The organism is Micromonospora sp. NPDC047187, from assembly GCF_040643355.1.
In the GTDB taxonomy this organism is placed as follows: domain Bacteria; phylum Actinomycetota; class Actinomycetes; order Mycobacteriales; family Micromonosporaceae; genus Micromonospora; species Micromonospora salmantinae.
Genome location: NZ_JBEYUF010000006.1, coordinates 113,588 through 127,441, shown reverse-complemented (window position 1 = coordinate 127,441; position 13,854 = coordinate 113,588). Strand labels below are relative to the sequence as shown.

Sequence of the window (13,854 nt, the reverse complement as noted above, 5' to 3'; positions counted from 1 at the left end):
CCGGCCCGGCCGTGGTGGAGCGACGCTACTGAGGGGATACCGCGGAGATGGCGAACCCGTTCGTCAAGGGTTGGAACTACCTGATGGCGCTCTTCGGTGCGAAGATCGACGAGCATGCCGATCCCAAGGTGCAGATCCAGCAGGCCATCGAGGATGCCCAGCGGCAGCACCAGGCGCTGGTTCAGCAGGCTGCCGCGGTGATCGGCAACCAGCGTCAGTTGGAGATGAAGCTGTCTCGGCAGATGACCGAGGTCGAGCGGTTGCAGGGCAACGCCCGGCAGGCCCTGGTGCTCTCCGACCAGGCCCGGGCCAAGGGCGACGAGGCCGAGGCGGTGCGGTTCGAGCAGTCCGCGCAGACCTTGGCCAGCCAGCTCGTCTCCGCCGAGCAGGCCACCGAGGACCTGAAGACCCTGCACGACCAGGCGCTGGGCGCCGCCGCCCAGGCCCGCCGAGCGGTCGAGAACAACTCGATGATCCTCCAGCAGAAGCTCGCCGAGCGCACCAAGCTGCTCAGCCAACTGGAGCAGGCCAAGATGCAGGAGACGGTGGCCCGCTCGCTGGAGTCGATGTCGTCGCTGACCGCGCCCACCAACACCCCGTCGCTGGACGAGGTGCGCGACCGGATCGAGCGGCGGTACGCCAACGCGATGGGTCGCGCCGAACTGGCCGGCAACTCCGTCGAGGGCCGTATGTTGGAAATTCAGAAGGCCACGATCGACTCGGCCGGCTCCGCCCGGTTGGAGCAGATCCGGTCCAGCATGGCGGGGGAGCAGCTCGGCGGCGCGGCGCAGCGACCGGCCGTGCCGCAATCCGAGAAGACCGGCCCGGCCAACGACCCGACGGCCGCCGCCCGGTTGGACGAGCTGCGCGCCAGCATGGCTCGCGAGCGGGGCACCGGCGACCCGACCGCCGCCGGCTGAACGACCGGATCGAGGGGGTCACTGTGGCAGACGAGCGGACACGGTACTTCCGGAGGCTGGGTCGGCTTCGCCGGTCGGCCCGACGGTGGAGCGTGCTGGCCGGTGGGCTCGGCGGCGCGGCGGTGGTGCTGACTCCGTACGCCGGCCTTGGTCTGCCCGACGCGGCCTGGGCCGGCGCCGCTGGCAGCGCTGTGGCGCTCGCCGCCTGGCGCTGGATCGACGTGCGCGCCCTGGCCGCCCAGCCGGCGCCCCCCGCGCTCGCCCCGGCCGAGGCGGCGGCCCGGTCGCGGGCCCGACTGATCGCCGCCGTCGAGCGGCTGCCGGTCGGCCCGGGCGTGCTGGCCGAGGTGCGCCGGGTCCGCTCCCGGATCGCGCTGCGCGGCACCAGCGCCGGAGAGCAGTGGGCCCGACTGGACCGGGCGGCGCTCACCCTGGCCGGGATGGCTCCCCGGCTCACCGGGCTGGCCGAGCCCGCGGTGCTGGAGGCCGCCGCCGCCGACCGGTCGCTGCGCGACCTGGCCGCGCGGGTGGCCGGTGTCGAACGCGCGCTGCGGTTGGCCCCTGCCGACGCCCGGCCGCCGCTGGCCGAGGCGCACGCCGCGCTGACCGCTCAACTGGAGGGCGGGGTGGCCGCGTACGAACGGCTGGTGGTCGCCGCCGCCGGCTACCTGGCCGAGGACTCCCGACCGGAGACCGCCCACCCGGCCGCCGACCGGCTCACCGAGGCGACCGACCTGCTGCACGGGGTCGCCGGGGCGCTTGCCGAGCTGCGGGCCGTCGGCACCCCGCTGCGCGCGCCGACGCGCTGACGGCGCCCGCCGCGAGACACCGCGCCGACGGCGCACGTACCGCGACACCGCGCCGACGGCGCACGTACCGCGACACCGCGCGGAGCCTGGGCCGGTCACTGTGGTGTCGTCACCAGGATCGGGGCGGTGTACGGCGAGGTGCCCACGACGTTGAACGACCGGATCCGGTAGTGGTACGTCATGCCCCGGGCCAACCCCGTGTTGGTGAAGCCGCGGCCGGTGACAGTGAAGGTGGCCGTCTCCTGCTCGAAGGCCGGGTCGAGTGCCCGCTGCACGATGAACCCGGACCCCGGGCCGCCGGGTGTGCTCGCCTCCCAGGCCAGGATCACCGTCGCGGTGTCCGGCCCCGGTGCGCTGGCGGTGGCGCTCACCCCGTTGGGGGTTCCCGGTGCGGGTGGCGAGGTCACGGTGGCGACAGTCGACCACGCCGAGGCGGAGCCCAGGTAGGTGGTCCGCACCCGGTAGTAGTACGTGGTGTCCGGTGCCACCGTCGCGTCCAGGTGGTTGTCGCCGACCCCGATCGCCGTGGTGCCCGGACCGCTGGTGAACGTCGGGTTGGTGGCCCGCTGCACGTCGATGCCGGTGGCGAACGAGCGGTTCGTCCAGCGCAGCGCCACGCGCAGCGGGGCGGCCGGCGGGAGCGTCGCGACCAGACCGCTCGGCGCGGCCAGGTGCACCGAGGCGGGTACCCCGTTCGACCAGGACGAGTAGCTGACCGCGTTCTCGGCCCGGATCCGGTAGTGGTAGGTCACCCCCGGGGTGACTGTCGCGTCGGTGTAGCGGGAGGCGGCGGCCGCGACGGTGATCGTGGTGACCTCGCCGCCGAATGTCGCGTCGGTGGCCCGTTGGAGCACGTGGCTGGTGGCGGGCGGTCGTCCGCCGTTGCTGGTCCAGGCCAGCGCGATCGCGGGTAGCGCGGTGGCCGAGCCGGGCACCGGTGTGGCCGTCAGCCCGGTCGGCGCCTTCGGCGCCACCCGCAGCACCAGCGGCCGGCTCATCCCGCCGTCGCGGTGGCCGGCGAGCTGACTGTGCCAGCGGTACTCCCAGCCCAGGTTGACCAGTTGGTTGACCACAGTGGCCGGTCGCCCGTCGATCGGACTGACCGGCGTCGACCCGGTCCGCGCTCCGGCCGGCCGACAGGGGTCGAGCAGCCGGACGCTGTCGCCCAGCTTGAACGGCAGCGCCGGCGCGACCGGGCGCAGCGCCACCACCACGTCCTCCCGGGGGTTGACCCGGACGACCCCCTTCCAGCCCAGCTCGGTGCCGTGCGGGAGTCGCAGCGTGCCGTCCCAGCCAACCCGGTTGATCACCTGCACGTCGCAGCCGGCGATGTGCAACGGCTCGGTCTGTCGGACGTTGCCCCTGATCCGCCAGAGCTGCGTGCCGTCGGTGGGGGAGCCCACCGGCACGGCGGGGTCGGTGGCGAAGAGCACCTCGGTGACCGGGTCGGTAGCACCGAGCGGCAGCGTCGTCGGGTTGAGCGGCCCGGCGTGTGGGTGCCCGACGCCGAGCCGGCCCGCCGACCGGCCGTGGTCCGGCTCGAAGATCTGCTGTGCGGCCTTGACCGCGATCGGCACTGTCACCGGGCCGGTGCCGGCCGTCGGCGTGAACGTCACAGTGGTGGCGTGCACCGGCACCGTCGTCTGCGCCGGGGTCCGGGTGCCGAACGCCGGGTCGTACGCCGGCTGCGGGACGATCGGCGGGCGCTGGCTGGCCGCGTACGCCAGGGGCAGCCGTTCGCGCAGCCGGCTCAGGTCGTACGGCGACTCGGGCGTCCCGGTGACCCGGAACTGGAGCACGGTGCGGGTGTTCGGGCCGTACCCCGGTTCGGTCCGGGGCGGGCCACCCTCGGCGCTGCGGTCCGGGGCGTCGGTGTGCTGGTCGTAGCGACTGTCGAAGCCGGGCAGCGGGGCCGGAGCGTCGTTGTAGAGGATCAGCGTGCTGCCCGGCGGCAGGGCGGAGAAGTCGACGAGCACGTCGGCCCGTTCGCCCGGGGCGAGCAGCACTGTGTGTCCGTCGACGTTCAGCACTGTCGGGTCCAGCCGGTCGTAGCGGTAGCCGATCGGCTGGTTCGGCAGCACCACCGGTGCCGGCAGGAGGCCGGCCTCGTTGCCGATCTGGATGAACTCCGGGCCGGCGGCGCGCGGGTCCGGCACACCGCCGTCGCGTCCGTCGGTCGGCCACCCGGCCGGACGGTCCGCCGCCCGCGCGGCGGGCACCATCGGCACCTCACCGGCGTCGGGGTCGGCGAGCGCACCGTCGGCAGTCCACATCGCCGCGTCGGAGCAGGCGCGGTAGAGCTGGAGGTTGAGGCTGCGGTCCAGGCAGGCGTTGAGGATCCGGAACCGGTACGCGCGTGGCCGCACCTCCAGGTACGGGTAGGCGACGCCGTTGACGACCGGGGTGTCGCCGTACGCCTCGGGGACGGCCGACGGGTGCGGTACGCCGGGGCTCAGCGGCGGCTCGTCCGGCGCGTCGACCGGGTCGTGGTACGGGTTCGGCACCCAGCCGTCGGCGTGGGCGTCGTCCGGGGTGGGGTTGCGGGACCAGGGCCCGTAGTCCCACCGGCCGGTGGGGTTGCGTCCGCCGGAGGAGTACGGGTTCTGCCGGGGTTGGTAGACGTGCGGGTGCCAGAGGCTGCCGCGGGCGCCCCATCGTTCCCGGTCCCAGGTCGGGTCCTCGGCGGCGAGTTGGGTGTCGTCCGGAACGAACGTCTTGTCCTCGATCACCAACGGCACCTGGTCGGCCGGCAGCACCCCGTCGGCGACGAGTTGGTCCTCGGCCGGGTCGGTGAGCAGGTAGAGCGCGAGCTGTCCGCCGTAGACGGTGAGCCGGGCCAGACCGAGGGTGTTGTCGTGGAACCACAGCAGCCGGGCGCTCTGCTCGTTCGGGAAGTAGAGCGTGGTGGCGCCGACTCCGGGCTCCGGCATGTCCGGCACGTGGGTCAGGCCGGGCCCGGTCGGGTACGGGGTGATCTCCCCGGCCGGGGTTATCCACTGCCCCGGGTTGCCCGCGCTGGTCCAGCCGGTCTGCGCCCCGGCCAGGTGCAGCACGGCCCGGTTCTGCGGGTACGGCGCCGGTCCGTCCAGTGGGCCAGGGCCGGCCCCCTCGATGGTGTCGTCGACCGGCAGGAACAGCTCGCCGGACCGACCGGTGGGGAGTTGGTTGATGAACTTCACCCGGACCGGTCGACCCCGACGGGCGCGGATCATCGGCCCGAGGTGCCACTGCCGCTCCGGCGGCGCCACCGTGTTGTGTCCGGCCGGGTCGGTGCCCAGGTTGAGTTGCCGGTAGCCGCGCAGCCGGGTGACCGGCAGGTCCCGGTGCAGCCGCTGGGCGTACTCCTGCAGGCCGATCTCGTAGTAGTCGCAGCCCGGATAGCTGATGGTGTCCGGCACCGCCACCGGCAGGTGGCTGCCGAGGTCGCCGGGGCCCGGCCGGCCCGGGAGGGGCAGTGGGTCGACGAACTTGCGCAGCCCGGTGCCGGCCACCACCCGTCCGTCGGGGTCCCGCGTCGGACGGGGGCTGTGGGCGAAGTTCGGCACCGGACCGAAGTAGCGGGGCACGACGGCCGGGTCCAGGCTCGACGTGACAACGGCCTCCTCGGCGGTACGCGGGGCCGGCAGGGACGCCGCCCTGTCCTCGGCGTCGGTGTCGCGGGTGGTCCGCTCGAAGAAGGTGGAGCGGAGTCTGCGGAACATCGCCATGACTCTCCCCGGTTCGGGGCGCGAGGTCCGCCACCCCGGCGTGGGGGACCCCGGCACTCTGCTGACGGTCGGTGAGCGCTCAACCGCAGCATGCGACTCCGGCGGCCGGTTAGGAATTACCCAATCGTCCGTTTCTGCCATGGCTCCCGTCTGGCGAGAGCCTGGTCAGCCGGTTGGCGACGGACCCGGACGCTCGGGCTGGCAGACCGGGCACCAGTAGGTGACCCGTTCGCCCAGCTCCTCCTTGCGGATCGCGGTGCCGCAGCGGCGGCAGGGCTGGGCGCGGCGGCCGTACACGTAACTGGTCTGCCCCCGGTGCAGTGAGCCGGTGCTGCTCTGCGTCCACCGGCCCCGGTTGGCGGCGAGCAGCCGCTGTGCGAGGGCCACCAGGCCCGGCAGGTCGGGCACCCCGCCGACCGGGGTCCACGGTGACACGCCCCGCAGGAACAGCACCTCGCACTTGTAGAGGTTGCCCACGCCGGCCAGGTTGCGCTGGTCGAGCAGCGCCTCGCCGATGCTCTGTTCCGGGTGCTCGGCGAGCCGACGGACCGCCTCGGCCGGGTCCCAGTCGGAGCCGAGCAGGTCGGGGCCGAGGTGGCCGACCAGTTGCTCCTCCTCGGCGGTCGGCACCAGGGTCAGGTCGTGCAGGTGGTAGCCGACCGCGACAGCGCCGGGGCTGCGCAGCACCACCCGGATCAGGTGCGCGGGCCGGCCGCTCCAGCGTTCCCCCGGGGCGTACGCCCGCCAGGCGCCGTCCATCCGCAGGTGGGAGTGCAGGGTCCAGTGCTCCTCGGTGGGGGCGTCGAGCCGCAGCAGCAGATGCTTGCCCCGGCTGGCCGACTCGCGGACGGTCCAGTCGGTGAGGTCAGTGGTCGCCAGCTGCGGCACCCGGAAGTCACTGCCGGTGATCCGCGCGCTGGCCAGCGCGCGGTGCAGCACGCGCGCGGTGTTCCAGACGGTGTCGCCTTCGGGCACCCTGCCATCCTCCCTCTTTCGAGCAAGATTCGCATGTGTCGCTATTTGTACTCAGGTTCCTCCTGATCTCCTGACATGCGAAGGTCAGGGGGTTCTGAGGAGAATGCCCATGACGCGACCCTGTTGTCGTATCCCATCCGTCGCCCTCATCGCCACCCTCGCCCTCCTGCTCACCGCAGCACTCCTATCCACGACCGGTCCTGCCCCGGCCGCACCCAGCGGCGCTCCGGTCACTCTCGTCGCCGCCGCGCCCGGCGACGAACGGTGGAGCGCCGACCTCACCATCGTCGACCGCGACGATGTCAACGTCCGGCGTACCGGCGCCGGCCTACGCCTGCGGGAGGCCCGGTCCAACGGGCGCGGCGCCCGCAGCCCGCACAGCGCGGTCGCCGAGGGCATGCTGCTGACCGCTCCCCGCACCCTCGCCCGGCCGGCGACCCGGGTCCGTGCCGAGATCAACGCCGCGGTTCCGGCCGGGGCGACAGTTGAGGCGCAGGTCCGCGGCTGGCGGGCCGCCGGCTGGACGGAGTGGCGGGCGGCCACCACCGGCGCGGTCTTCGACCGGCCGGTCACCCGGGTGCAGACCCGGGTGGTGCTCACCGCCCCCGACGGGGGCGCCACGGCGACGGTACGGGGCGTGCGGCTCACCGCCGACGCGAACGCCGCCGTCTCCGCCGCCACGCCCGGCCGCACCTACCGGGTGTACGCCACCCGCATCGGGCTGGTCGGTGAGCTGACCGCCAACGGCCGTACCGTGCAACCCCGGGACCACTTCGCGGCGCTACCGTCGCGGCGAGGGCTCTCCCCGCTCAACACCGGCGACTACACAGTGCGGGTCTGCACCACCAGCGGCTCCCGCTGCGAGTACGCCCCGGTCTGGGACGTCGGGCCGTGGAACACCCGCGACGACTACTGGAACCCCTCATCGGTCCGGGAGAACTGGAAGAACCTGCCGCAGGGCCGGCCCGAGGCGCAGGCCGCGTACCAGTCCGGCTACAACGGCGGTCGGGACCAGTTCGGGCGGACCGTGCTCAACCCGGCCGGCATCGACCTGGCCGACGGCACGTTCTGGGACGGGTTGCGGCTGACCACCAACGCCTGGGTGGACGTCGCCTACCTGTGGACCGGAGGCGGGCCGCGCGGCGTGGTCGGTGACGGGCCGCTCAACATCCGCACCGGGGCCAGCACGTCGTACGCGACGCGTGGCCTCGCCGCCCGGCTGGCCCACGTGCCGATCCAGTGCTACGTCACCGGTCAGTCGGTCGCCGGCCCCTACCGGACCACCACCCGCTGGAACCGTCTGGCCAGCGGCCAGTACGTCAGCCACGCGTACATCTCCAGCGTGTACGGCGGAAGCGTGCCGGTCTGCTGAGCCACGCTCACCCCGTCGGGCGCCCCGTCAACGTCAGGGGCGCTCGTCGGGGCGAGCCGTACGCACCATGTCCTGGTAGCGCGGGTGGCTGGCACCGTAGACGGCATAGTTGAGTCGAGCGTGCGTGAGGCTCAGGTCGCCGTTCGGGCCACCCCGGACGGCGTCGGCGTCGGCGTCGGTCTGGCCGTCGTCGGTCCAGAAACAGACGGGGCAGGTCCCCCCGCCGGTCCGGGATGCACAGCAGGGACAGCCCACAGGAACCACATGCTCACCCACCGGAGAAGCATTCCACAGTCGAACATCAGCCCGATACCCGCAGGAGGTCCCCCGGGCGGGCCGCGAGGAGGTCCGCGGCCCGCCCGCCGTTGACGGCGACAGCGACCAGACCGGCCGAATCGACGTACGCCACCAGGCCACCGGCCGGGGCGTCGCCGAAGGTCCGCCGAAGCCGTCGGTGAGGCCGTAGTCGGTGGTCAGCGAGATCCAGGGCACTGCGGACATGCCCGCAGGCCAGTAGAACCGGGGCGTGCTGGCGGATACGGGACAGCGCAGTGGCCGACCGGCCCCTCCCGCCGCCGGAGGACGTTGGGCAGACTGCCCTGGTGACAACTCGGAACCTCCCCGCAGTCGGAATCCTGCTGGTCGCCGTCGCCCTCAGCGCCGGTTGTGGCAGTGACGACGACGGCAGCCCGACCGCGCCCCCGTCCGTCTCGTCCGAGGCGGCCTCGACCGGCCTGCCGACGCCCCAAGCCGCACCCAGTGCCGACGGCGCGAGCCCGCCCTCCGCCGCCGCACAGGGCACGACGCAGCGGCGGCCGGCCAGCCCGCCGCCGGTGGTGCTGCCCAAGCGCCCGGCCAGTGCGCCCGGCGCGAAGCAGGTCGTCGACGCCTTCCGGGCCGCCGGCCTGAAGGTGCCGCGCCCGAAGGACCGCTCGGTCGACTGTGGGCCGGACGGCCTCGGCCTGGGCTGCTCCGAGCTGATGGCCACCGACGCCGTCACCGTCTACGTCTTCCCGGACGAGACCAGCGCCAGCGACATCGCGGAGACCTGGGGCGGCCAGTCGTACCGGCGTGGCGCGGTGGTGCTGAACTACCTGGAGGCGACGACCCCGGCCGCCGACCGGCCCCGCTACGAGAAGGTCCTCGACGGCCTGGGCTGAGCACCGGCCCGTGGCGTCCACGGCCGGGGCATGTCCGTCTTCGGAGCGGTATACCTGTGAGTCATGAAGGTCAGCCGCGCAGGCGAAGGCCGCGGGGCGTGGCCCGGAAGCCGGCGGCGGTCAGCGCGTCCCGCAGTGGCGACGAGTGCACCGCCTCGCCGTCGGCGCGCTCCACCGACATCGCGCCCAACGCCCCGGAGTGGACGGCGTCGGCGAGCGCCTTGCCGGCCGCGGCGAGCGTGTCGGTGTCGTCGATGAAGGACAGCAGCGTTCGGCCGCCGCGTTCGACGTAGAGGACGAGGTCGCCGCCGACCTGCACCACCAGGGCGCCCGCCTTGCGACCGGCCCGGTGCCCGGTCGCCGGGGTGGCACCGTCGCCGGAGTCGACCACCCGTTCCGGCCAGGGCAGCGCCGCGCCGTACGGGTTGGCCGGGTCGGTCGCGGCGAGCACTGTGGCCACCGCGCCCCGACCCCGGGCGCCGTCGGTCGGCTCGGCCAGCGCGCGCAGCCGGTCCACCGCACCGGGTACGGCGAACTGCGCCGCCCCGAGCCCTTCGACGAAGTAACCCCGGCGGGCCGCGCCGCGCTCCTCCAGCGCCGACAACACCGGGTAGACCGCCGAGAACCCGCCGACCACCTGCTCGGCCATCACCGCGCCCCGGGTGACCACCCCGTGCCGCTCCAGCAGCAGGTCGGCGAGCGCGGCGGCGCGCCGGGTCGGGTCGAGGTCCCGCTCCGGGAGACGTGACCAGCGGCCGGCGACCGTCGGCGGGCCACCCCGGGTCGGCAGCGCCACCCGACCGGGCCGCCGGTAACGGGTGCGGGGCGCGGACGGCCGCGAGCGGTGCGCGCCGCCGGCGCCGAGCACCGCGCGCAGCGGGGCGAGGGTGTCGTTGCTGAGGTGCCCGGCCCAGACCAGGTCCCAGATCACCCCGGTCAACGCGGCGTCGTCGGTCGAGCCGACCCGGTCGGCCAGCGGGCGGAAGAAGAGCGCCTGCCCGTCGCCGAGCGCGTCGAGCACCGCGTCGTGCAGCGGGGTACGGGTCAACGCCTCGTCGGGCGGCGGGAGCAGCAGCGGCGCGGCGTCCGCGTACGCCAGGGTGACCCAGCCGTCGCCCCCGGAGATCGCGCCCGAACCCGCCCAGAGCACCTCCCCGCTGGCACACAGCTCGTCGAGTTGGGCGGGGGAGTAGTCCGCGACCCGGGCGGGCAGCACCAACCGCTCCAGCGCGGACGCCGGCACCGCGGTGCCCTGCAACTGCTCCACGGTGGCGGCGAGCGCCTCCACACCTCGGGCGGACGAGCCGACCTGCTGCCAACGCGGCAGGAACGTCGCCAGCGCCCGGGGTGGCACCGGCTCGATCTCCCGGCGCAGCGCGGCGAGGGAGCGGCGGCGCAGCATCCGCAGCACCTCGGCGTCGCACCACTGGGCGCCGGCCGAATCCGGGGTGAACTCCCCGGAGACCACCCGCCCGGTGGCGCCGAGCCGGCGCAGCGCCTGCTCGACGACGAACACGCCCAACCCGAAGCGGGCCGCGCAGCTGGCCGCGGCGAATGGCCCGTGGGTGCGGGCGTAGCGGGCCACCAGGTCACCGAGCGGGTCGGCCACCGGGGCGAGGTACGCCTCGGCCACCCCCATCGGCAGCGCCACGCCAAGGGCGTCGCGCAGACGGGCCGCGTCCTCGACGCCCACCCAGCGCTGCTCGCCCGCGATCCGGACCCGCAGCACCCGGCGGGTGGCCTCCAGCTCGCTGAGCCACGTCTCCGGCACACCCCGCTCGGTCAACTCGGCGTCGCTCAGGTCACCGAGCACCCGCAGCAGCTCGACGACGTCCTCGGCGTCGCGGGGGCGGCGCTGCTCGGTCAGCCACCGCAGCTGCCGGTCGGTCTCGGTGAGCACCGCCGGGTCGAGCAACTCCCGCAGGTCGACCCGGCCGAGCAGCTCGCCGAGGAGCGTGGAGTCGAGGGCCAGTGCGGCGGCGCGGCGCTCGGCCAGCGGGGCGTCGCCCTCGTAGAGGAACGCGCCGACGTAGCCGAAGAGCAGCGACCGCGCGAACGGCGACGGCGCGCTGGTCTCCACCTCGACCAGCCGCACCTTGCGGGTGGCCAGGTCGCGCATCAACCCGGCCAGCGCCGGCTGGTCGAAGACGTCCTGGAGGCACTCCCGGGCAGCCTCCAGGGTGACCGGGAAGTCCGCGTACTCGCGGGCGACGTCGAGCAGTTGCGCGGCGCGTTGCCGTTGCTGCCAGAGCGGCTGGCGGCGGCGCGGGTCGCGGCGCGGTAACAGCAGGGACCGGGCGGCGCACTCCCGGAAACGGGCGGCGAAGAGGGCGGACGTGCCGACCGACTCCTCCACGAGCTGGGTGATCTCGTCGGGCTCGAAGACCACCACATCGGCGCCGGGAGGCTCGTCGGCGGTGTCCGGAAGTCGCACCACGATGCCGTCGTCGGAGGGCATCACCTGGGCGTCCACCCCGTACCGCTCGGCCAGCCGGCGGCCCACCGCGAGGGCCCACGGCCCGTTGACCCGGGCACCGAGCACGCTGTGCACGGCCAGCCGCCAGTCACCCAGCTCGTCGCGGAACCGCTCGACCACGACAGTGCGGTCGTCGGGCAACGAGCGGGTGGCCTCGCGCTGCTCGCGCAGGTAGGCCATCAGGTTGCCGGCGGCCCAGTCGTCCAGCCCGCCGTCGCGCAGCGCGGCCAGGGCGGCCTCGTCGGTCTGGCGCAGCAGGGTGCGCACCCGGGCGCCGATGGCCCGGCCCAGCTCCACCGGCCGACCCAGCTGGTCGCCCTTCCAGAACGGCATGCGCGCGGCCTGCCCCGGGGCGGGCGAGACCAGCACCCGGTCCGGAGTGATCTCCTCGATCCGCCAGGAGGAGGAGCCGAGCAGGAAGACGTCGCCGACCCGGGACTCGTAGACCATCTCCTCGTCCAGCTCGCCGACCCGGGCGGCCCGTTCGGCGCCGGCCAGGAAGACCCCGAACAGGCCCCGGTCGGGGATCGTGCCGCCACTGGTCACCGCGAGGCGTTGCGCTCCCTGGCGGCCGGTGAGCAGGTCGGTGGCCCGGTCCCAGACCAGCCGGGGGCGCAGCTCGGCGAATGCCGTGGACGGATAGCGGCCGGAGAGCATGTCGAGCACCGCGTGCAGCGCCGAGTCGGGCAGCTCGGCGAAGGGCGCGGCCCGGCGGACCAGCACGGCCAGGTCGCCGAGCGTCCACGGCTCCAGCGCCACCATCGCGACGATCTGCTGGGCCAGCACGTCCAGTGGGTTGCGCGGGTAGTGCAGCTCTTCGATGGCACCGGCGGTCATCCGCTCGGCGACCACCGCGCAGGAGAGCAGGTCACCGCGGTGCTTGGGGAAGACCACCCCCCGCGAGACCGCGCCCACCTGGTGCCCGGCCCGGCCGACGCGTTGCAGGCCGGCGGCCACGCTGGGCGGCGCCTCGATCTGCACCACCAGGTCGACCGCGCCCATGTCGATGCCCAGCTCCAGGCTGGAGGTGGCCACCACCGCCGGGAGCTGACCAGACTTGAGCGCCTCCTCGATGTGCTTGCGCTCCTCCCGGGAGACGCTGCCGTGGTGGGCGCGGGCGATCACGGGCGCCGCGCCGGTGGCCGCGCCGGACTGGGCCATCACCTCGGCCGGCGGCCGGTTGCGCAGCGGACCGGCGGGGCCACCCCACAGCTGCGCGCCGGACGCCCTGTCGTCGTCGCCCGCCGGGTCGTCGCCGGCCGGCAACCCCTCCGGTACGCCGATAGCGCCCTCGCCCGACGCGGATGCGGCGACCGCCTCGGCTGCCAGCTCGTTGAGCCGGGCGCAGAGGCGCTCGGCACTGCGCCGGGAGTTGGTGAAGACGATTGTCGAGCGGTGCTGCCCGATGAGGGTGAAGACCCGTTCCTCCACGGCCGGCCAGATCGACGCCCGGCGTGGCCCGGGGCCGCCGAGGTCGTCCTCCGGTGGTTGCTCCTGCTCGTCCAGGCGGGTCATGTCCTCCACCGGGACCTGCACGCTGACCTCGATGGTCTTCGGGGTGGCCGGCTGCACCACGTCGACCGGGCGGGCGCCGCCGAGGAACTGGGCACAGGCGTCGATCGGCCGGACGGTGGCCGAGAGGCCGATGCGCTGCGCCGGGGCGGGCAGCAGCTCGTCGAGGCGTTCGAGGGAGAGCGCGAGGTGGGCGCCGCGTTTGCTGCCGGCCACCGCGTGCACCTCGTCGACGATCACCGTCTGGACGCCGCGCAGCGAGTCGCGAGCCGCGGACGTGAGCAGTAGGAACAGCGACTCGGGCGTGGTGATGAGGATGTCCGGCGGAGTGCGGGCGAAGGCTCGTCGCTCGTCGGCGGGCGTGTCGCCGGTGCGCATGCCGACGGTGATGTCGGGCGGTGCGACGCCCAGCCGGGTGGCCGCCTGCCGGATGCCGGCCAGCGGGGCGCGCAGGTTGCGCTCCACGTCCACGGCGAGGGCCTTGAGCGGGCTGACGTAGAGCACGCGGCACCGTTGGCGGGCCTCGGCCGGTGCTGGCTCGCGGGCGAGTCGGTCCAGTGACCAGAGGAAGGCCGCGAGCGTCTTGCCCGAGCCGGTGGGTGCCACCACGAGCGCGTTGCGGCCGGCGGCGACCGATCGCCAGGCGCCGGTCTGCGCGGCGGTCGGGGCTGCGAAGGCGTTGTCGAACCAGGCGCGGGTGGCCGGGCCGAACCCGGCCAGCACCGCGCCGGCGTCTGCGTCTGCCCCGGTCACCGGTCCATCGTGCCCCGCCGGTCCGACATCCACGAGCGACCTCTCGACGGAATGAACCAGCAAGAAGCAAAAAGCGTGGAACGTGCGCTTAATACGTTAAGTCTCACTTAACTGCTTGCTTCTAAGGAGCAACATAAAGTAACTTCACTCGCAACGCGAACCGGGGTGAG

At 74.2% G+C, this 13,854-nt stretch carries 8 protein-coding genes and 1 pseudogene; 4 read left to right on the top strand and 5 right to left on the bottom strand.

Translation table 11 applies throughout. The annotated features are described in order from the left end of the window. Nucleotides 1–47 precede the first annotated feature (47 nt). Nucleotides 48–920 (top strand): PspA/IM30 family protein, encoded by an 873-nt coding sequence (locus tag ABZ794_RS13200; protein ID WP_210786494.1) that lies wholly within the window; start codon nt 48–50, stop codon nt 918–920. A 23-nt stretch (nt 921–943) separates the two neighbouring features. Continuing rightward, nucleotides 944–1,729 (top strand): hypothetical protein, encoded by a 786-nt coding sequence (locus ABZ794_RS13195; protein WP_210786496.1) that lies wholly within the window; start codon nt 944–946, stop codon nt 1,727–1,729. Nucleotides 1,730–1,824: 95 nt separating this feature from the next. Here ABZ794_RS13195 and ABZ794_RS13190 read toward each other — a convergent pair whose 3' ends face one another. After that, nucleotides 1,825–5,436 carry a hypothetical protein gene (locus tag ABZ794_RS13190; protein ID WP_357515654.1) on the bottom strand — a complete coding sequence of 1,204 codons (3,612 nt, stop codon included), beginning with the start codon at nt 5,434–5,436 and terminating at the stop codon, nt 1,825–1,827. Nucleotides 5,437–5,601: 165 nt separating this feature from the next. Further along, nucleotides 5,602–6,411 (bottom strand): DNA-formamidopyrimidine glycosylase family protein, encoded by an 810-nt coding sequence (locus ABZ794_RS13185; RefSeq protein WP_357515652.1) that lies wholly within the window; start codon nt 6,409–6,411, stop codon nt 5,602–5,604. Between the two features lie 109 nt (nt 6,412–6,520). Here ABZ794_RS13185 and ABZ794_RS13180 point away from each other — a divergent pair, with 109 nt between their 5' ends. Further along, nucleotides 6,521–7,783 (top strand): hypothetical protein, encoded by a 1,263-nt coding sequence (locus ABZ794_RS13180; protein ID WP_357515650.1) that lies wholly within the window; start codon nt 6,521–6,523, stop codon nt 7,781–7,783. Between the two features lie 33 nt (nt 7,784–7,816). Here ABZ794_RS13180 and ABZ794_RS13175 read toward each other — a convergent pair whose 3' ends face one another. Next, the gene (locus ABZ794_RS13175; RefSeq protein ID WP_238671784.1) at nt 7,817–8,059 is read right to left on the bottom strand and encodes a CPCC family cysteine-rich protein; all 243 of its coding nucleotides are present in this window, start codon (nt 8,057–8,059) and stop codon (nt 7,817–7,819) included. Between the two features lie 25 nt (nt 8,060–8,084). Beyond that, nucleotides 8,085–8,237 (bottom strand): annotated as a pseudogene (locus tag ABZ794_RS13170) (SAM hydroxide adenosyltransferase); the annotation flags it as partial. Between the two features lie 148 nt (nt 8,238–8,385). On the opposite strand from ABZ794_RS13170, the gene ABZ794_RS13165 reads away from it, so the two are divergent. After that, complete coding sequence (locus tag ABZ794_RS13165) at nt 8,386–8,943, top strand: hypothetical protein (protein ID WP_357515776.1); 558 nt, start codon at nt 8,386–8,388, stop codon at nt 8,941–8,943. 70 nt (nt 8,944–9,013) lie between these two features. On the opposite strand, the gene ABZ794_RS13160 is transcribed toward ABZ794_RS13165, so the two are convergent. Beyond that, on the bottom strand, nt 9,014–13,684 hold the full coding sequence (locus ABZ794_RS13160) for a DEAD/DEAH box helicase (RefSeq protein WP_357515648.1): 4,671 nt from the start codon (nt 13,682–13,684) through the stop codon (nt 9,014–9,016). Between the last annotated feature and the right edge of the window lie 170 nt (nt 13,685–13,854).